The organism is Micromonospora sp. NPDC005206 (assembly GCF_040608175.1).
In the GTDB taxonomy this organism is placed as follows: domain Bacteria; phylum Actinomycetota; class Actinomycetes; order Mycobacteriales; family Micromonosporaceae; genus Micromonospora.
Map to the genome: position 1 here is coordinate 150401 of NZ_JBEXHU010000011.1, position 19731 is coordinate 170131.

The following is a 19731-nucleotide window of genomic DNA, read 5'->3' on the forward strand; positions in this document are numbered from 1 at the left end:
GTTAACAAGGGGCCCTTCCTTTCAACTCAGGGCAGGGTCCACTTCTGGTTCGCGGCGGCGGTGCAGGTCCAGAGGTGCACGGCGGTGCTGTCCGCCGAGTTGTTTCCCGAGACGTCGAGGCACTTGCCGGACTGGACGTTGCGGACCGTGCCGTCGGCCTGCGCGGCCCAGTTCTGCGCGCCGGTCCCGTTGCAGGTCCAGAGCTGGATCTTGGTGCCGTCGGCCGAACCCCCACCCGAGACGTCGAGGCACTTGCCCAACGCCCTGATCGTCGAGTTCGGCGTGACCGTCCAGGTCTGCGCCGCGCTGCCGTTGCAGGTGTAGATCTGGATCTGCGTGCCGTCGGCGGTGGCGGCGTTGCGCACGTCCAGGCACTTACCGGCCAGGCCCTTGATCGCGCCGCCTCCGCCGGAGGGGGTACCGGTGGTGAGGGTGAACGCGTCCACGTCGTAGAGCGCGCCGGTGCCCGACCCGGCGAAGGTCAGGTAGAGCGTCGTGGTGCCGGTCGGCGGGTTGGTGATCGCCCCCGTCACCGTCGTGAAGGTCTCCCAGCCTCCGGTGACCGGCACCGTGGCCCAACCGAGCACCGTGCCGGTGGCCGAGCCGGCCCGCACCTGGATTGTGCCGCCGGCACCGGCCGAGGAGACCCGGGCGCTGAACGACGTCACGTTGCCCAACCGGTACGGCTGGAACGCGATCCAGTCGCCGTTGTTGATGTCGCCGACGGTCTTGCCACCCTCGGCCGGGGTCTTGCTGAACACGTTGATCCCGGACGAGGTGCCGAAGAACTCGGCCTGCCGGTGCCGCGGGGGCAGCGTGTGCTGGGTGTGCGTGGTCAGCCCACCGGCGTCGGTGTACTCGGCGTCGAAGATGGCGAAGATGTTCGCCGCGTCGTCGTGCTCACCGTCGACCGGGATGGTGATCGATCCGGAGCAGCCGGTCTTCGAGGTGATCTGGTGACCGTGCTGGTCGTGCCCGAGGACGTAGGTCATCTTGACCTTCGTGCAGTCGATCGTGCCGTCCTCCGGGTCGGTCACGGTGATGCTGAACGGCACCGTGTCGCCGAAGCTGAACAGCTGCCCGTTGCCGGGGTTGTTGATGGTCACCGTGGGCGCGGTGTTGCCCACGTTGATCACCACGCTGGCGGTGCCGGTGGCGCCCTGCGGGTCCCGCACGGTCAGCGTCGCGGTGTAGGTGCCGTTGGCGGTATAGGTCTTGGACGGGTTGGCCGCCGTGGAGCTGGTGCCGTCACCGAAGTTCCACGAGTACGTCAGCGCGCCGCCCTCCGGGTCCGAGGAGCCGGCCGAGGAGAACGTCACCGCCAGCGGCGCCGCCCCGGAGGTCCGGTTGGCGCTGGCCGTGGCGTTGGGCGCCCGGTTGCCGCCGGCCACGTAGTCGAAGCGGTAGAGCGCGGAGTTGGCGTCACCGTTGAAGTAGCCGGTGCCGTAGTCGAGCACGTAGTACGCGCCGTCCGGGCCGAACGCCGAGTCCATCACCTGCTTGCCCACCCAGGGGAAACTGTCGATGGTGCCCCGGGAGCCGTCCGCGTTGACGTGGATCGGCTTGATCCAACCGCGGCCGAACTCGGTGGCGAAGAACTGCCCGTCGAACGACTGCGGGAACTTCGTCGTCGAGGTGGACGAGGCGTTGTAGCGGTAGACCGGGCCGCCCATCGGCGACTCGGAGCCGCCGCCGAACTCGGGCGGGGTGCCGGCGTCGCCCGCGTACCGGATCCAGGCCGGCTGGGCCGGCGGCAGGGTGGGCAGGCCGGTGTTGCGGAACGAGTTGTTGGTCGGCCCGCCGGTGCAGTTGTACTTCGCCCCGCCGGTGTTGGTGGCGAAGTCCCACTCGTTGTACGTCTCGGTGGAGGTGTTGGTGCCGGTGCAGTACGGCCAGCCGTAGTTGCCCGGCGCGGCGACCCGGTTGAACTCCACCTGGCCGGACGGGCCGCGGGTGGAGCTGGTGGAGCCGGCGTCCGGCCCGTAGTCACCGACGTAGACGACACCGGTGGCCTTGTCCACGCTGATCCGGAACGGGTTGCGGAACCCCATCGCGTAGATCTCCGGCCGGGTCCTGGCCGTGCCGGGCGCGAACAGGTTGCCCGACGGGATGGAGTACGTGCCGTTGGCGTTCACCTTGATCCGCAGGATCTTGCCGCGCAGGTCGTTGGTGTTGCCCGCGCTGCGCTGGGCGTCGTACGCCGGGTTGCGGTTGGTCCGCTCGTCCAGCGGCGCGTAGCCGGCGGACTCGAACGGGTTGGTGTCGTCGCCGGTGGACAGGTAGAGGTTGCCGGCGGCGTCGAAGTCGATGTCCCCACCGACGTGGCAGCACAGGCCGCGGTTGGCCGGGACGTCGAGCACGTCGACCTTGCTCGCCTGGTTGAGTGTGAAGTCGGAGTTGAGGGTGAACCGGGAGAGCCGGTTGACGCCGTTCCAGGCCGAGAAGTCGGTGCCGGTGGCCGGCGCGTCGCCGCCGGGGGTGGAGAGCGGCGGGGCGTAGTAGAGGAAGATCTGCCGGTTGCTGGCGAAGTTGGGGTCGACTCCGACGCCCTGCAGGCCCTCCTCGTCGTGGGTGTAGACCGGCAGGGTGCCGATCACCGAGGTGGTGCCGTTGGCGTCGGTGCGACGCAGCGTGCCGTTGCGGGCGGTGTGCAGGACCGAGCGGTCCGGCAGCACGGCCAGCGACATCGGTTCACCCATGTCGGCCACGCCGCGGGCCAGCTCGACCTGCTGAAAGTCCGTGGCGTTGATGGGGTGGGCCTGGGCGGGGGTCGGGCCACCGAGCGCGGCCGGGCCGACGCCGAGCGCCACCGTGCCGGCGGCGACCACCAGGAGCAGGGCCGATCCGGTGGAGAACCATCGTCGGGACCGGTGGATGGGTACGTCCTTGATGGACATGATGTGCTGTCCCTTCCTGACGAATGACTGCCAGGCCGGGCGCGCGCCGTCGCGCCGGATGCCGTAGCGGTGGTGGGGATGCCGATGGGTTACCGCGCCGCCGGTTCACCTCGACGAAACATTGTCGTGTTGGCCACGACACTAAATCGCGATGTGTCGATGTGTCTATACCTTCCGGTGGATCGGCGTGAACTTTCGTCGATACGATCGAAAGTCGGCAGGAAGCGCCATTCCCCAGACGCCGCGGGCGATGTCCGGGGAACGGTGTCCGGCGCGCGCCGGCGGGTCAGGCGCGGCGGTCGATCGCCTGCGCGGCCAGCGCGACCAGCGCGGAACGGGCCTCCTCGGCCACCGCCGCGCTCTCCAACGCGGCCAGCGCGGCCTCGGTCCGGACCCGGATCATCTGCTCGATGCGCTCTCGGGCGCCGGTCGCCTCGATGATCCCGCGCAGCTCCGCCGCGCCGTCGGCGTCCAACGCCGGATTGCCGAACAACTCCCGCAGCCGGGCGGTCTGCGGCCGATCAGCGGCGCTACGGGCCAGCGCCATCATCACCGTCGGCTTGCCCTCCCGCAGGTCGTCGAGGACCGACTTGCCGGTGACCGCCGGATCGCCGAAGACGCCCAGCACGTCGTCGCGGAGCTGGAACGCGTCGCCCAGCGGGTCACCGAACTCGCCGAGCGCGGCGAGCAGCTCCGGCCCCGCGCCGGCGAGCGCCGCGCCGATCTGCAGCGGCCGGGTCACCGTGTACCGGGCGGCCTTCATCCGGATCACGGTGAGCGCGCTGGCCACCGAGCCGTCGCCCACCCCGGACACCAGGTCCAGGTATTCCCCCGCGATCACCTCGGTCCGCATCAACGCGAACACCCCGTACCCCCGGTGCACCTGCTCGGTGCTCAGGCCGCACTCGTGGAACATTTGGTCCGACCAGGCCGCGCAGAGGTCCCCACAGAGCAGCGCCGTGTTGCGCCCGTACGCCTCGGGGTCACCGCGCCAGGACGAGCGGGCGTGCAGGTCGGCGAAGAGCCGGTGCACCGACGGCTCGCCCCGGCGACGGTCGCTGCCGTCCAGGATGTCGTCGTGGATCAACGCGAACGCGTGGAACAGCTCGAGTGCCGCGGCGGCCACCACGATCGGGGTGCCATCGGGCGCCCCGGCGCCGCGCCAACCCCAATAGCAGAAGAGCGGGCGTAGCCGCTTTCCGCCAGCCAGCACGAACCGGTGCAACGCGGTGAACACGCCGCGTGGCGCGCCGTCCGGCCAGTCCGGGCCCTGCCGGTCGAGGAACCCGGCCAGCTCCGCGTCGAAGCGCGCCCGCAGCCCGCTCGCGTCGGTGGGGGCGACCGTGACGGTCATGGCCCCTCCCCCGGCCCGTCCGCGTCGGCGCCACCGCCGCGGGTCAGCCCGGCCAGCTCCAGCAGCAGCTCCTTGACCTCGGTGGCGGCGATCCGCTCCCGGGCCGCGGCCGGGTCGGAGCAGAGCAGCACCGGCGCGTCCGCCGGGTCGGTCGGCAACCGGCCGTGCGAGCCGCGTACCGCCCGGGCTCCGGCGTCCAGGCCGACCGCGCTCATCAGGTAGCGCATGCCCAGCTTCTTGCGGGCCAGCGCGACGCCCGCCCGACGCTTCGCCGCCCCCGGCGCGGCCGGGTCGAAGAACAGCTCGGCCGGGTCGTACCCCGGCTTCCGATGAATCTCCACCAGCCGGGCGAAGTCCGGCGCGCGGGCGTCGTCCAGCCAGTAGTAATAGGTGAACCAGGCGTCTGGCTCGGCCACCAGCACCAGCTCACCGGCGCGTGGATGATCCAGCCCGTGCGCGGCCTTGCCCTCGGCGTCGAGCACCTCGGCGACCCCGGGCAGCCCGGCGCAGAGCTTCGCCACCGTAGGGACGTCGGCCGGGTCCCGTACGTAGACGTGCGCGACCTGGTGGTCGGCGACCGCGAACGCCCGGGACGTCCACGGGTCGAGGTACTCCATGCCCGCCTGGGTGTGCACCCGCAGCAGCCCCTCGGCGCGCAGCAGCCGGTTGACGTCCACCGGTCGGGACACGTCGGTGATGCCGTACTCGGAGAGCACCACGACGGTCGCGTCGCTGGCCCGGGCGGCGTCCAGGAGCGGCCCGAGCACCGTGTCCAGCTCCGCCGCCGCGGCCGCCGCCTGCGGGGAGGACGGGCCGTGCCGTTGCAGGTCGTAGTCCAGGTGCGGGACGTAGACCAGGGTCAGGTCGGGCGACACGTCGGCCAGGATCTGCTCGGCCGCCCGGCAGATCCACCGCGACGAGGGCAGCCCGGCTGTCGGCCCCCAGTAGGTGAACAGCGGGAAGGTGCCCAGCCGACCGGTGAGCGCGTCGTGCAGTTCCGGCGGGTCGGTGTAGCAGTCCGGTTCCTTGCGCCCGTCGGCGTAATACACGGGCCGCGGGGTGACCGTCCAGTCGACGTCGGCGCCCATCGCGTACCACCAGCAGACGTTGGCGACGGTGTAGCCGGGCTCGGCCCGCCGGGCCGCCTGCCAGAGCTTCTCCCCGCCGACCAGCGCGTTGTGCTGCCGCCACAGCAGCACCTCACCCAGCTCCCGGAAATACCACCCGTTGCCGACGATCCCGTGCCCGCTCGGCGGCTCGCCGGTGAGGAAGGTGGACTGCACCGAGCAGGTCACCGCGGGCAGCACGGTGCCCAGCTCGGCCCGGAAGCCGCCGTCGGCGATCCCCCGCAGCCGGGGCATGTGCGCGAGCAGTCGCGGGGTCAACCCGACCACGTCGAGCACCACCAGTCGCCGGCTCATCGCGGCACCCCCGCCCTGGCCCTGGTCAGCTCCGGGGTCAGGCCCAGGCCGACCAGCTCGTCGCGGGCGAAGGCCAGCTCGGCGGCGATGCCGGCGGCCAGCTCCGCGTCGGTGCCGGGCCGCCGCGCGGCCGGCAGCACCCCCCAGGTGTACGTCTCCACGTCGAGATGGTCACAGCCGGCCGCCGGGCCGGCGTAGAGCGCGGCGAGCGCGGCGCGCAACACCGGCAGGGTGGAGCCGAGCGGTTCCTCGGGTGGCGCGTGCAGGGGCACGTGGTAGTGCACCCGCCACGGGCCGGGCAGCGCCGCGTCGAGCGCCGCGTCCAGGTCGTCGGCCGCGTACGCCGGGTCGGCCGGGTCGGCTCCGCCCGCGCAGCCCGCCCCCCGGGTCTGGTGCAGGAAGCGCGGCTCCACCCAGCGGCGCAGCGCGTCGGCGCCGCCGGCCGGGTCGGCCGCCTCGACTGCGGCGGAGACCTGCACCTTGACCACCGGCAGGCCGGCCGTCCGCAGCCGGTCCAGTGCCGCGGCCGGCTCCTCCCAGGCGCAGGCGAGGTGGGCCAGGTCGAGGCAGACGCCCAACCGTTCGGTGTCCATCCCGGACAGCAGCGCGGCGGCCTGACCGGTGCTCTCCACCACGCAGCCCGGCTCGGGTTCGAAGCCGACCCGCACCTGGCGGCCGGTCTCGCTCTGCACTGCGGCCAGGCCGGCGGCGAGCTGGTCGAGGCGGCGCCGCGCGGCGTCGGCCCGCTCGTCGTCCCAGGGTTGCCGCCAGGCAAGCGGCAGGGTGGAGATCGAGCCCCGGGCGGCGTCGTCGGGCAGCAGGTCGGCGAGCACCCGGGCCAGGTCCAGGGTGTACGTCAGGCGCTGCTCGGTGGTCCAGTCCGGCCGGTAGACGTCGTGCTTGACCACCGGCGCCTGGAAGGCCGCGTACGGGAAGCCGTTGAGGGTGACCACCTCCAGCCCACGCGCGTCCAGCTCGGCGCGCAGCCGGCGGCGCAGCGCCGGATCGGCGGCCAGCTCGGCGGCGACCGGGGCGGCCAGCCACAGGCCGAGGCCGAGCAGGTCGCCGCCGAGCGCCGCGCGGACCGGCACGGCGTAGGTGTCCAGTTGGGCGAGGATGCCGGCGAGGTCCTCGGCGGGGTGCACGTTGGTGCAGTAGCCGAGGTGCACGGTGTCGCCGCCGGCGTGCCGCAGCCGCATCAGCTGCCGCCGCGCAGGATCGAGTTGCCGGTCCCCGGGTCCACGGCCGCGAGTTCCAGGTCGGTCAGGTCGAGCCGGCCGGACTGCCCGTAGAACTGCACCGGGTTGCGCCACAGCACCTGGTCGACGTCGTCGTCGGTGAACCCGGCCAGCAGCATCGCCTCGCCGGTGGCCCGGGTCAGCAGCGGGTCCGAGCGCCCCCAGTCGGCGGCCGAGTTGACCAGCATTCGTTCCGTGCCGTACTCCCGCAGCAGCTCCACCATCCGCGGCGGAGACATCTTGGTGTCCGGATAGATGGAGAAGCCCAGCCAGCAGCCGGTGTCCCGGACCAGTTTGACGGTCACCTCGTTCAGGTGGTCGATCACCACCCGGCCCGGCTCGATGCCGGACTCGGTGACCACGGCGAGGGTCCGCTCGACGCCGCGGGCCTTGTCCCGGTGCGGGGTGTGCACCAGCGCCGGCAGGTCGTACGCCACGGCCAGCGCGAGCTGCGCGGCGAACGCGTCGTCCTCCTCCGGGGTCATCGAGTCGTACCCGATCTCGCCGACCGCGACCACCGCGTCCTTGTCCAGGTAGCGCGGCAGCAGGTCGAGCACCGGCCGGCAGCGCGGGTCGTTCGCCTCCTTGGGGTTCAGCGCCACGGTGGCGTGGTGCCGCACCCCGAACTGCCCGGCGCGGAACGGCTCCCAGCCGATCAGGGAGTCGAAGTAGTCGGCGAACGAGGCGGCGCTGGTGCGGGGTTGGCCCAGCCAGAACGCCGGCTCCACCACGGCCCGGACGCCGGCGGCGGCCATCCGTTCGTAGTCGTCCGTGGTGCGTGAGGTCATGTGGATGTGCGGGTCGAAGATGCGCATCACGCCTCCGTGGGGGTGGGACTGTCGACGGTGCCGGTCCCTCCGCTGTGCGCGGTGAGCCGGTCGAGCAGGTCGGTGGCGTCGGCGGGCATCTCCCGGCCGGCGGCGTGCCGCTCGGCGGCCAGCGCGGCCAGCATCGCGGCCAGCTCACCGTCGGCGCGGGCGTCCAGGTCGGCCACGACGGCCAGCGGCACGCCGGTGAACACGCACTTGAGGACCGCCTGCCGCCAGGCCGCCGGGTCGAGGTGCCGCGCGTACGGGCCGAGCGCGGCGGCGACGAGCCGGGTGTCGTTGGTCCGGATGGCGTCGTGCAGCAGCGGCACCCCGGCGGCCCCGATCGGCAGCAGCGGCAGGGCGCGCAGCACCGCCCGCCGCTCGGCCGCGTCGCCGTTCCGGTAGAGCGTGTCGGCGAGCTGGGCGTGGTCAGCGGGCGCGGCGGTGAGCAACAGCACCCGGGCCGCGTCGTCGGCCGTCCAGCCGGGTGCGTCGGGCAGTGCGGCTCGGCCGCAGCGCCGGCCGGTGGCCGGGAAGAGCCGGCTGATCGCGCCGGGCTCGGCCGCGACCCGGCGCAGCGCCGTCTCCAGCCAGTCGGGATCGGGTACGCCCCGCAGTGCGGCCTGTAGTGAATCCGGTGTCATCCCGTCTCCTCCCTCGTGCTGCTCCGCAGGCACCCCAGGCGCGCCCCTTGCTCTGCTTCACTCCACGCGACGGCCACTGTCCGGATATCGGACGGCCGCTGGTGCGTCCGTTGAAGCAGAGCGAAGGGCGCCCGTGGGCACCTCGTCCTCGCTGCGCCGGCCGGTCGCCGTCACGATCGCGGTGGTGCTCCGGGCCGCCGCCGTCGTGGCGGCGGCGCGCAGGAACTCGATCGACCGGGCGGCCACGGCGGGCGCGGCGTGCGAGTCCCGGGGCAGCTCGACGGCGACCAACCCGCGGTAGCCGGCCTGCGCCAGGGCCGTCAGCACCGGCGGGAAGTCGATCTCGCCGCCGCCGAACTCCAGGTGCTCGTGCACGCCTCGGCGCATGTCGTCGATCTGCACGTTGACCAGGTGCGCGGCCACCTCGGCAACGCACTGCGGCACCGGCCACGGCTCCAGGCAGCGGCAGTGCCCGATGTCGAGGGTGATGCCGAAGCGGCCCGGCTCACCGAGTGCCGCGCGCAACCGACGCCAGCCGGCGATGTCCTCGACCAGCATCCCCGGCTCCGGTTCGAAGCCGAGGGTGACACCGGCGGCGTCGGCGGCGTCGACCACGGTGGCGCAGCCGGCCACCAGCCGGTCCCAGGCGGTCTGCGCCGGCACCGCGTCGGGCCGGACGCCGGCCCAGAAGGAGACCGCCTCCGCGCCCAGGTCGGCGCCGATCCGGACGGCCCGGCGCAGGAACTCGACCCGCCGGGTCGGGTCGTCGTGCAGCAGCGTCGGTGCGTGCTTGTGCCACGGGTCGAGCAGGTAGCGGGCTCCGGTCTCGATCACCACCGCGAGGCCCAGCGCGTTCAGCCGCCGGCCCACCGCCGCGACCCGGCGGGTGAGACCGGGCGCGAACGGGTCAAGGTGGTCGTGGTCGAGCGTCAGCGCCACCCCGACGTAGCCGAGGTCGGCGAGGACGGCCAGCGCGTCGTCGAGCCGGTGGTTGGCGAAGCCGTTGGTGCCGTACCCGAGGCGCAGCGTCCGAGCGTCGGCGGCCGGCGGCGCGGTGCGCGGCTGGGGGGCGGTCATGTCGGGGAGACCTTCCGGGCCAGCCGCCGGCCCAGCGGTGCCGCCGCGGCGACGGCCAGCCCGAGCAGGCTGGCACCGCCGCGCGCGGTGAGCGCTCCCTGCAGGGCGGGCAGTCCGGTGATCCCGGCGCCGACCGCGGCGCGTACCCGCCCGGCCGACGGGTCCCGGACCACCTGGGCCTGGGCCGCGCCGTAGCGGGCGGCGTACCAGCCGGACAGTATCGCGGGCAGCGCGGCGACGAGCCCGACCGACCGGGCCCGGCCGGCGGGTGCGGCGGCGCTGGCGGCGACCAGGGCGGTGCCGGCCAGCGTACGCAGTGGCAGCGCGGCGTCGGCCCCGGTGACCTCGCGGCGGGACAGCGCGGTGACCGTCCAGGTGTGCGCGGCGACGGTCGCCGCCGCCGGCAGCGCCCGGGTCAGCCGACCGCCGGACGCGCCGAGCAGCACGTCCAGCCCTCGACAGGCGGCCATCACGGCGGGCCCGGCGGCGGTGTTCTTGGCCAGCAGGTCGTACCCCCAGATGCTGGCCGCCAGCGGCACGGCGAGCGCGGCGGCGCGGCGACCGCCCACGGCGGCGGCCAGGCCCAGGCCGGCGGCGGTGAGGCCGGCCGCGAGACCGACCGCGGCGGCCGGGGCGACGCGACCGCTGGGGATGGGTCGCTCGGGCCGCTCGACGGCGTCCAACCGCCGATCGGCCCAGTCGTTGGCGGCCATGCCGGCCCAGTAGAGCAGCACCGAGGCGCCGGCCAGGGCGGGGGTACGTCGGTCCAGCGTGCCAGCCGCCGCCGCGCCGGCGACCACGTCGCCGGGGACCGAGAGCGCCGCCGGCGCCCGGACCAGCTCGGCGAGGTCAGCCAGCGTGGTCATGGGCACCGTCCCGGCCGGCGTGCAACTGGCGGGTGAAGTCGACCAGCCGGGTCCACTGCTCGGCCAGCGAGTGGGTCGGTGTGCCGAGCGGATCCTTGAAGAAGAAGCCCAGCTCGGCCAGCGGCCCGACGCGCCCGGCGGCGTGCGCGGCGGCGGTGAGCCGGGCCAGGTCGAGCACCAGCGGCGCGGCCAGCGCCGAGTCGCAGCCGTGCCAGGTGAACTCCATGCGCATCCCGGTGCCGAGGAAGCCGGCGAAGGTGATCAGATCCCAGGCGGTCTTGAAGTCGCCCAGGTCCTCGACGTACTCGATCCGCGTGCCGCCCTGGGGCAGGTAACCCAGCGTCTCGCCGAGCACCCGCTGCTTGCTCTGCACCTTGGCCGCGTTGGCGGCCGGGTCGGCGAGGGTGGCGCCGTCGCCGCCGCCGAGCAGGTTGACCCCGGACCAGGAGCGCACGGCCAGGTTCCGCATCGCGAACATCGGCGCGAGCACCGACTTGACCAGGGTCTCCCCGGTCTTGCCGTCGTGCCCCGCGTACGGCAGCCGGACCTGCTCGGCCAGCGCGGTCAGCGCCGGCAGCCGCAGCCCGGTGGACGGGGTGAAGTCGACGTACGGGCAGCCGGCCAGCAGCGCCGCGTACGCGTACAGGGAGCTGGACGGCAGCACCTCGTCGGGGCCGGTGAGGGCGACGCGCAGCGCCTCCGGATCGGCGTGCCCGGGATGCGGTGCGGGAGCCGGTTCGGTGGCCGAGACGTTGACGACCACCACCCGGTCCAGTGCGTGCCGCTCACGGAAGGCGGTGAGGTCGCGCACCACGGCGGCGGCCCGGTCGGCCTGGGTGGCGCCGACCGGCGCGGGGCGCAGCTCCCGCTCGACGGTGGCCAGCTCGTCCGGGAGCGCGGCGACCAGCCGTCCGGGGACGACACCGCTGTCGGCCAGCGCCTCGGCCCGCTTGCACAGTGGGGTGGTGGCGAGGTCGTGCCCGCCGAAGACCAGATCGGCGAAGGACGGCAGGGCGGGGCCGCGCAGCTCCGGCAGCTCGGTGACGCAGCCGGTCGGCCCGGCCAGGCCGGCTCGCAGCGCGAGCCCTCCGACGATGCTGGTGGTCGCGACGGAACCGCGCGCACCCACCAACCAGACACCCGTACGCATGGTGCTCCTTCCCGTTCAGGAGGAACCCTCGGTGTAGCTAAATATAGGAATATCAGAATATTTCTCGAAAAGATACGCCCTGGGTGAATGGGCCCCGCCCGCCCGCCCCGCACCGGGATGGCACCGGATCCCGACATCGGCGTCGGCGGCGACGACGCCGGGCCGGCTTCCGGCACGGGTGCGGGCAGACGGGGCTGGTAGGCAGGGTCGGTCGGCGTCTCGACCCTGCCTCCCCCGCATCCGGCCGACCGGGGCGTCGGCGTGCCCCGACCGGACGTCTCAGGCCGCCGTGCCCACCGGATCGTCGACCGGTGTACGGCCCGCCGGACGTCGGCGAGCGGAAGCGGTACGGGTGGGGGCAGCGGCGGGCGGTGCCATCAGGTCCTCCGGATCGCCGGGGGTGGTGGCGGTCCTCCGGTGCGGCCGGGGAATCCCGGTCCGGACGCACCGGACGACCGTCCTGCTCGTGCGCCACCGGGCCGTACGGCCCGGCTGCACGCCCTCCGGTGCCGACCTCGTCCCGGCCGCGGGGCGCAAACCGCGGCCGGTCCCTCGCCGGTCGACTCCGGAAAGCCGGTCGGGCGATGGCGGCGCGAACACCACCATCGCGGATGGTCAGAGGTCAGACGGCCACCGCGGCCAGCGCCGGTTGCACCTCGGTCCACGAGGAGCCGATCTCCGCCGAACGGGTCACCGCGTCCAGCACGAGCTGGACCTGCAACGCGTCGGCGAAGGAGGGAGCCGGGTCGACGCCGGTGGCGACCGCCTCGATGAAGTCGCGCATCTGGTGGGTGAAGGAGTGCTCGTAGCCGATGATGTGGCCGGGCGGCCACCACGCCGACATGTACGGGTGCTCCCCCTCGGTCACCAGGATGCGGCTGAAACCCTGTTCCACGCTGGGCCGGGTGGCGTCGTAGAACTCCAGCTCGTTGAGGCGTTCCAGGTCGAAGACCACGGTGCCCAGCGAGCCGTTGATCTCGACACGCAGGGCGTTCTTGCGGCCGGTGGCGAACCGGCTCGCCTCGTACGTGGCCAACGCGCCACCGTCGAGCCGGGCCACGAAGACCGCGGCGTCGTCGACGGTGACCGCACCGGTGGCCGAGGCGTTGCCGTCGGCCGACCCGCCGCCGTCCACCGAGGCCGCCAACCCGCTGGACCCGGCCGGCAACGGCCGCTCCTTGACGAAGGTCTCGGTGACCGCGCTGACACCGGTGATCCGTTGGCCGGTGACGAACTGGGTCAGATCAATGATGTGCGCGCCGATGTCGCCGAGCGCCCCGGAGCCCGCCCTGTCCTTCTGCAACCGCCACACCAGCGGGAACTGCGGGTCCACGATCCAGTCCTGCAGGTACGTCGCTCGGACGTGTCGAATCACCCCGAGTCGTCCGTCGGCGACGAGCTGGCGCATCATCGTGACCGCGGGAACCCGGCGGTAGTTGAACCCGCACATCGACCGCACCCCGGCTGCCCGGGCGGTGTCCGCCGCGGCGGCCATCGCCCGCGCCTCGGCCACCGTGTTGGCCAACGGCTTCTCGCACAGCACGTGCTTGCCGGCGGCCAACGCGGCGAGGGCGATCTCAGCGTGGCTGTCACCCGGGGTGCAGACGTCGACCACGTCGATGTCGTCCCGGCTGATCAGGTCACGCCAGTCCGTGGTGTACGCGTCCCAACCGAGCCGGTCGGCGGCGTCCGCCACCTTCCCGGTGTCCCGGCCGCAGATCAGCGCCATCCGGGCCCGCGCCGGCAGGTCGTACACGCGGTTCACGGTGCGCCACGCCTGCGAGTGCGCGGCGCCCATGAACGCGTAGCCGACCATGCCGACCCGCAGTTCTCTGTCTGTCGTGGACAAGGTGGGTCTCCCCCCGTGTGTCAGAACCCGAGCTTCTCGTAGCTGCTCGCGTTCTCCTTGGTGATCGTCTCCGAGGCGAGGGTCACTTCCTTGGGCACCTGCAGCTCGGTGAAGTCGCCCAGGCCCCGGCCCTGCGCGATGAGCCGGGCGAGCGAGATCGCCGACGAGGCCATCGACGGGTTGTAGGTGACCGTCGCCTTGAGCACGCTGTTGTCGGCCTTGATCGCGTCGATCGCAAGCTTCGAGCCCGCGCCGCCGACCATGAAGAACTCGGAGCGGTTGGCCTGCTTGATGGCGGCAAGGACACCGATGCCCTGGTCGTCGTCGTGGTTCCAGATCGCGTCGATCTTGGGCAGCGCCTGGAGCAGCTGAGCCGCCTCGCGCTGGCCGCTGTCCGAGGTGAACTCGGCCGAACGGCGGTTGTTCACCTTGAAGCCGTAGGTGGCCAGGGCCGCCGTGAAGCCCGCGCTGCGCTCGACGGTCAGCGGGATCTCCAGACCGGCGATCTCACCGATGACCGGGTTGGTGACGCCCTTGTCCTTGAGCTGCTTGCCGATGAAGTGCCCGGCGGACACGCCCATGCCGTAGTTGTCGCCCTTGATGACCAGCCGCGACGCCAGCGCGTCGGGGAAGACCCGGTCGAGGTTGACGATCGGGATGCCCGCCTGCATCGCCTGGAGAGCGACCGCGTTGACCTCCTTGCCGTCGTGCGGCAGCACGACGATGATGTCCGGCTTCTGTGCGATCAGCGTGCCGAGCGTGGAGCGCTGCGCCTCCGACGTCGTCCCGCCGTCGACCTCCTTGAGCTCGACGTCGGAGTACGCGGCGGCCTGCGCCTTGGCGTTGGCGTGGATCGCGCCCATCCAGCCGTGGTCGGCGGCCGGGGCGGAGAAGCCGATGACGACCTTCTTGCCCGGGGCGTTGTTGCCGGCGCCGTCACCGGCGGCCTTGGTCTGCGTGCTCGCCGCCGGGGTCTCGTTACTGGTGCAGGCGGTGAGCAGGGTGGCGGCGCCGACGGCGGCCCCACCGAAAAGCAACCGACGGCGCGACAGGTCGCGACTGTGCTGGGTCATGCCGACCTCCTGGGAACGGGAATGGAGTTGTTGAGGGTGTGCGAGGTCCGGCCACTGTCGAATATCTCGACGTCGCCAGGAACAACGTGCGGTGCGTCAGGTTGTGGTGGTGAGCCTGTTCCGCGCGAGGAGCCGAGTGAAGGACTTGAACTGGAACTGCTGGACCAGGACGGCGGCGACGATGATGCCGCCCTTGACCATGTTCTGCGCCTCGATGGAGAGGCCGTTGATGGCGAAGAGGTTGGTGATCGTGGCGAAGATGATCACGCCGAGCAGTGAGCCGACGATAGTGCCCCGGCCACCGCTGAGCAGCGTCCCGCCGATGATCGCGGCGGCGATCGCGTCCAGCTCGTAGAGGTTGGCCATCGCCGCCTGGGCCGAGGTGGCCTGGGAGGTGAGCATGATGGCCGCGATGCCGCAGCAGAGGCCGGAGAGCGCGTAGAGCAGCATGGTGTGCCGGCGGACGTTGATACCGGCCAACCGCGCGGCCTCCGGGTTACCGCCGACCGCGATGGTCCGCCGACCGAAGGTCGTCCGGTTGAGCAGGATCCACCCGGCCACCACCACCGCGCCGAGGATGTAGACCAGGATCGGAATCCCGATCACCTTGCGCGCCGCGATGTCGTTGATGAAGGTGCTGCTGGACACCTGGGTCTGCTTGTTGGAGATCGATGCCGCGAGCCCGCGAGCGGCCACCAGCATCGCGAGCGTCGCGATGAACGGCACCAGCCGCCCGTACGAGATGAGCACGCCGTTGACCAGACCCACGCAGATGCCGACCACGATGGCGGTGAAGATCATGCCGCCGGCGCCGTAGCTCTGGGTGGCCACCGTCGTGCACCAGACGCCGGCCAGCGCGACGATCGCTCCGACCGACAGGTCGATCCCGCCGCCGATGATCACGAAGGTCATGCCGACCGTGACCACGCCGACGACGGAGGCCAGCTGAAGGATGGCCAGGATGTTGTTCCAGACCCAGGTCGGGTCGTCGTAGAGGTCGGGCTTGGTGATCGCGCCGACCAGGATGAGCGCGGCCAGCACCCCGATCAGACCGAGGTTGCGCTTGACGCCGTCGCCGTTTTCACCCCGCCACCAGGAGAGCCGGCCCCTGGATGCCGTCGTGTCGCCGGCCGCCGCCGTCTCCGCCGGGTCCACCGGCGGAGACTGCGCAGGAAGCTGCGGGCGCTCCGGTGTCGCGGTGGGAGTGGGAGTCGCGTCGCTCATGCCGGTGCGCCTTCCATCAGGGACCCCGCCATCACGAGGTCGAGCACGGTGTTCTCGTCGAGTTCGCCGGCCGGGGCCTCGCGGACGACCCGACCCTCCCGCATCACCAGCACCCGGTCGGCGAGGCCGAGCACCTCGGGCACCTCGCTGGAGACCAGCAGCACCCCGACGCCCTGCGCGGCCAACGCCCGGATGACCTGGTAGAGCTCAGCCCGGGCGCCCACGTCCACGCCCCGGGTGGGCTCGTCGAGCAGCAGCAGCCTGGTGCCGCCGAGCAGCCAGCGCCCGACCACCACCTTCTGCTGGTTGCCGCCGGAGAGGGTGCGCACCGGCCGGCCGACGTCCCGGGGCCGCAGCTCCAGGCTCTCGGCGATCCGGTCGGCCTCGGCCCGCTCCTTGGCGGCGTCGGTGAAGCCGAGCCGCGCGTACCGGCCGAAGGTGGCCAGCGTGACGTTGCGGTAGATCGGTTCACCGAGCAGCAGCGCCTGGCTCTTTCGCTCCTCGGGGGCCATCCCCATGCCGGCCCGCACCGCCGCGCCGACACTGCCCGGACGCAGCACCCGCCCGGCCATCCGGACCGTGCCGGCCTCCGCGGCGCGGGCGCCGTAGATGGTCTCCAGCAGCTCGGAGCGGCCGGAGCCGACCAGGCCGGCGATGCCGACGATCTCCCCGGCGCGGACGTCGAGTGAGACGTCGGCGAACTCGCCGGGACGGGTCAGCCCCTCCACCTGGAGCAGCTCGGCGCCGACCGTGTCGTCGGTCGGCCGGTCCGGGAAGACGTACTCGATGGTCCGGCCGGTCATCCGGCTGACCAGGTCACGGGTCGGGGTGTCGCGTGCCGGCAGGTTCGCCGCCGTGGTCCGGCCGTCCTTGAGTACGGTGACCCGGTCGCCGATCTCGCGGATCTCCTCCAGGCGGTGGGAGATGTAGATGACCGCGATGCCCTGTGCGGTCAGCTCGCGGATGATCCGGAACAGGTTGCCGACCTCGTCGTGGGCCAGCACCGCGCTCGGCTCGTCCATGATGATCAGTCGGGCCTCGTGCGACAGCGCCCGCGCCATGCTGACGATCTGCTTGCCGGCGGCCGGCAGCGCCCGGACCATCCGCCCGGGCGGAATCTCGCCGTGGCCGAGCCGGCCGAGGATCTGCCGGGTGTGCCGGGCCATCCGGCCGCGCCGGACGAACCCGAAGCTGCGGTGCTCGTGGCCGAGGAAGGCGTTCTCCGCCACCGAGAGATCCTCGACCAGGTCGAGTTCCTGGTAGATGGTCGCGATGCCAGCGCGCATGGCGGCCTGCGGATTGGCGAAGGTGACCTGCTCGCCGCGCCACTCGACCTCGCCGGAGTCCGGCTGGTGCACGCCGGACAGCACCTTGATCAGGGTGGACTTGCCGGCGCCGTTCTGCCCGAGCAGGCAGTGCACCTCGCCCGCGCGTACCTCCAGCTGCACGCCGTCCAAGGCGCGTACGCCGGGGAAGGTCTTGACCACGTCGGTCAGGCGCAGGACGACCTCACCGGCGACGGTGTCGGCGGGGGCTTCGATCAACGGCGCGTCGGTGCCGGTGTCCGTCGGCTCGGTGGCGACGTTCTCCTCGGACTGGGCCACGGTCTCCTCCTCGCTCACGACGGTTCTCCGGCTTGCGACTGCGGGCTCATGTGGCCTCCGCGAACGCGACGTCGCTGGCGAGCACCGCCGCGCCGGCGACGCCGGCCCGACCGCCGAGCTCGGACAGCACGACCGGCAGGTTTCCGGTGGCCAGCGGCAGCGATCGGCGGTAGACGACGCTGCGGATCTCGGCGAGCAGGATGTGCCCGAGCTGGGCCAGCCCGCCGCCGATCACGATCATCGACGGGTTGGTGAAGCTGACCAGGCCGGCGAGCACCCCACCGACCCGCCGTCCGCCGTCACGAATCAGCTGGATGCAGGTCACGTCCCCCTCGACGGCGCCCTCGGCGACGTCGAGAGCGGTCACCACGCCGCGCATGGCCATCCGCTCGGCCAGCGCCGGCGACACCCCGCTGCGGGCGGCGGCGGTGGCGTCCTTGGCCAGCGCGGCGCCGCTGAACAACGCCTCCAGGCAGCCGACGTTGCCGCAGGAGCACATCGGGCCGTGCGCGTCGACCTGGATGTGGCCGATGTCCCCGGCGCAGCCGTCGGTGCCCCGGTAGACCTCGCCGGTGAGGTAGATCCCGCACCCTATTCCGGTGCCGATCTTCACGAAGAGGAAGTCGTCCACCGAGTGGGCCACCCCGCCGTGTCGCTCACCGATCGCCATGATGTTGACGTCGTTGTCGACCACCGCAGGGCAGCCGTGCTCCCGGCTGAGCAGCTCGCGCACCGGGAACCGGTCCCAGCCGGGCATGATCGGCGGCGAGACCGGGACGCCGTCGCGGAAGCTGACCGGGCCGGGCACACCGATGCCCACCGCGTCCAGCCGCTCGTACGCGCCGTCGACCTTGGCCTTCTGCAGCAGCTCGTTGACCCGTTGCAGGGTCACCTTCGGTCCGTTGCGGATGTCGGCGGCTTCGGCGTAGTGCGCCACCGGTTCGAGGCGGCCGTTGACCACCTCGACGTCCATCGAGCTGGCGCCCAGGTCGACGGCCGCGAACCGCAGCTTCGGGTTCAGCTCGACCAGCGTGGAGCGACGTCCGCCCCGGGAGGCGGCCAGCCCGGCCTCAGCGACGTAGCCCAACGCGACCAGTCGATCCAGCTCGGCCAACAGCCGCGGGCGGGGCATCTGGAGCCGGTCGGCCAGCTCGGCCCGGGACACGGCCCCCTCGTCGCGGAGCAACCGCAACAGGCGGACGTGCAGGGGGTCGACGGTCCGCACCCGGACTCACCTCTTCATTGGACTCGTTCACATCGGCGCAATGCCGATGTGTCGTGTCCGACACAGTAGGAGCGTTCCGTGCCGCCTGTCCAGAGCTTCAGCCGTTCTGATCCCAACTTTTGTCCATGCGAACAAAAGCTACTAGTCGATCAAGAAAAGGGTCGCTCCGCGCCCGGGTCCGCTCGCCCAATGTGCCGTCGCCGGACACGCCACCGCCCCGCCACCTGACACCCAGGTGGCGGGGCGGTCGGCGGGAGTGGTCAGCGACGGCCCGCGGCGTTCCGCTTCTTCCTCAGCTTGCGGTCGTCGCGCAGCTCGACGTACGGCTCCTCGTCGGCCGAGTGGCCCGCCGAGATGGCCCGGCTGCGCTCCAGCTCCGCGTCGAACTCGGCGCCCAGCAGGATCGCGATGTTGCTCAGCCAGAGCCACACCAGGAAGATGATCACCCCGGCCAGCGTCCCGTACGTCTTGTCGTACGAGCCGAAGTTGCTCACGTAGAAGGCGAACAGGCCGGAGATCACCAGCCAGATCACCACGGCAAGCACGCCACCCGGGCTGACCCAGCGGAAGCCGCCGTGCCGCGCGTTCGGCGAGGCCCAGTACAGGATCGCGAACATCAGGCTGACCAGGATCAGCAGCACCGGCCACTTGGCGACGTTCCACACCGTGACCGCCGTCGAACCCACCCCGATCGCGTTTCCGACCAGTTCGGCCAGGCGCCCGGTGAAGACCACGATCACCGCGCAGGCCAGCAGCAGCACGCCGATCACCGCGGTCACGCCGACCCGGATCGGCAGCGTCTTCCAGATCGGCCGTCCCTCCGGCACGTCGTAGATGGTGTTCGAGGCGCGCATGAACGCGGCAACGTACCCGGACGCGGACCAGAACGCGGCCAGCAGACCGATGATCGCGGCGATGCTCGCCAGCCCGCCGTTGTCACCCGCCTGGGTGATCGCGTCCGTGATGATCTGCTGAATGTTTCCCTCGGGCACCGCCTGCTTGACGGTGTCCTCGACACCCTGGGTGGCGGCCGGGCCGAGCAGGCCGAGGATGGAGATCAGCACCAGCAGCCCGGGGAAGATGGACAGCACCCCGTAGTAGGTCAGCGCGGCCGCCCAGTCCGTCAGACTGTCGTCCTGGAACTCAGTGACCGTGCGGCGCAGCGCCGCCTTCCAGCCGCTGCCGGGCAGGTCGGTGGGGCTGTCCGGCCCCTCGTCCGGGCCGACCGGCCCACGGGCCGGGTCACGGTCAGGCCCACTGCCAACGGAAGACTGGTCGGAGGCCATCGCCCCTCCTCATC

Annotated in this window: 15 protein-coding genes; all 15 read right to left on the bottom strand. The window is 72.4% G+C overall.

What is annotated here, in order from left to right; genetic code table 11:
* Positions 1 to 26: 26 nt before the first annotated feature.
* Positions 27 to 2897: a PQQ-dependent sugar dehydrogenase gene (locus ABZU69_RS18380; RefSeq protein WP_354965530.1), complete on the bottom strand. Its 2871-nt coding sequence runs from the start codon at positions 2895 to 2897 to the stop codon at positions 27 to 29.
* A 286-nt stretch (positions 2898 to 3183) separates the two neighbouring features.
* On the bottom strand, positions 3184 to 4251 hold the full coding sequence (locus tag ABZU69_RS18385; protein ID WP_354965531.1) for a polyprenyl synthetase family protein: 1068 nt from the start codon (positions 4249 to 4251) through the stop codon (positions 3184 to 3186).
* Positions 4248 to 5672 carry a nucleotide pyrophosphatase/phosphodiesterase family protein gene (locus tag ABZU69_RS18390; RefSeq protein ID WP_354965532.1) on the bottom strand — a complete coding sequence of 475 codons (1425 nt, stop codon included), beginning with the start codon at positions 5670 to 5672 and terminating at the stop codon, positions 4248 to 4250. Before ABZU69_RS18390 ends, ABZU69_RS18385 begins: the two co-directional genes overlap by 4 nt.
* Positions 5669 to 6871: a metabolite traffic protein EboE gene (gene eboE, locus ABZU69_RS18395; RefSeq protein ID WP_354965533.1), complete on the bottom strand. Its 1203-nt coding sequence runs from the start codon at positions 6869 to 6871 to the stop codon at positions 5669 to 5671. The genes ABZU69_RS18390 and eboE overlap by 4 nt, the downstream gene beginning before the upstream one ends.
* On the bottom strand, positions 6871 to 7725 hold the full coding sequence (locus tag ABZU69_RS18400) for a TatD family hydrolase (RefSeq protein WP_354965534.1): 855 nt from the start codon (positions 7723 to 7725) through the stop codon (positions 6871 to 6873). Before ABZU69_RS18400 ends, eboE begins: the two co-directional genes overlap by 1 nt.
* The gene (locus ABZU69_RS18405) at positions 7725 to 8363 is read right to left on the bottom strand and encodes an EboA domain-containing protein (RefSeq protein WP_354965535.1); all 639 of its coding nucleotides are present in this window, start codon (positions 8361 to 8363) and stop codon (positions 7725 to 7727) included. The genes ABZU69_RS18400 and ABZU69_RS18405 overlap by 1 nt, the downstream gene beginning before the upstream one ends.
* A 57-nt stretch (positions 8364 to 8420) precedes the next feature.
* A complete protein-coding gene (locus tag ABZU69_RS18410; RefSeq protein ID WP_354965536.1) occupies positions 8421 to 9440 on the bottom strand; it encodes a sugar phosphate isomerase/epimerase family protein in 1020 nt (339 codons plus the stop codon).
* The gene (locus tag ABZU69_RS18415) at positions 9437 to 10306 is read right to left on the bottom strand and encodes an SCO3242 family prenyltransferase (RefSeq protein WP_354965537.1); all 870 of its coding nucleotides are present in this window, start codon (positions 10304 to 10306) and stop codon (positions 9437 to 9439) included. Before ABZU69_RS18415 ends, ABZU69_RS18410 begins: the two co-directional genes overlap by 4 nt.
* Positions 10290 to 11456, bottom strand: coding sequence for an inositol-3-phosphate synthase (locus tag ABZU69_RS18420; protein WP_354965538.1), 1167 nt, complete (start codon positions 11454 to 11456; stop codon positions 10290 to 10292). Before ABZU69_RS18420 ends, ABZU69_RS18415 begins: the two co-directional genes overlap by 17 nt.
* A 622-nt stretch (positions 11457 to 12078) precedes the next feature.
* On the bottom strand, positions 12079 to 13305 hold the full coding sequence (locus tag ABZU69_RS18425) for a Gfo/Idh/MocA family oxidoreductase (RefSeq protein ID WP_354965539.1): 1227 nt from the start codon (positions 13303 to 13305) through the stop codon (positions 12079 to 12081).
* Between the two features lie 20 nt (positions 13306 to 13325).
* Positions 13326 to 14378 (bottom strand): substrate-binding domain-containing protein, encoded by a 1053-nt coding sequence (locus ABZU69_RS18430; protein ID WP_354965540.1) that lies wholly within the window; start codon positions 14376 to 14378, stop codon positions 13326 to 13328.
* 96 nt (positions 14379 to 14474) lie between these two features.
* Positions 14475 to 15602, bottom strand: coding sequence for an ABC transporter permease (locus ABZU69_RS18435; protein ID WP_354965541.1), 1128 nt, complete (start codon positions 15600 to 15602; stop codon positions 14475 to 14477).
* Positions 15599 to 17146, bottom strand: coding sequence for a sugar ABC transporter ATP-binding protein (locus tag ABZU69_RS18440; RefSeq protein ID WP_354965650.1), 1548 nt, complete (start codon positions 17144 to 17146; stop codon positions 15599 to 15601). The genes ABZU69_RS18435 and ABZU69_RS18440 overlap by 4 nt, the downstream gene beginning before the upstream one ends.
* Positions 17147 to 17252: 106 nt before the next feature.
* Entirely contained in the window at positions 17253 to 18431 is a 1179-nt protein-coding gene (locus ABZU69_RS18445; protein WP_354965542.1) for an ROK family transcriptional regulator, read from the bottom strand.
* A gap of 260 nt (positions 18432 to 18691) precedes the next feature.
* Positions 18692 to 19717, bottom strand: a complete 1026-nt coding sequence (locus ABZU69_RS18450; protein WP_354965543.1) for a YihY/virulence factor BrkB family protein — start codon at positions 19715 to 19717, stop codon at positions 18692 to 18694.
* Positions 19718 to 19731 lie beyond the last annotated feature (14 nt).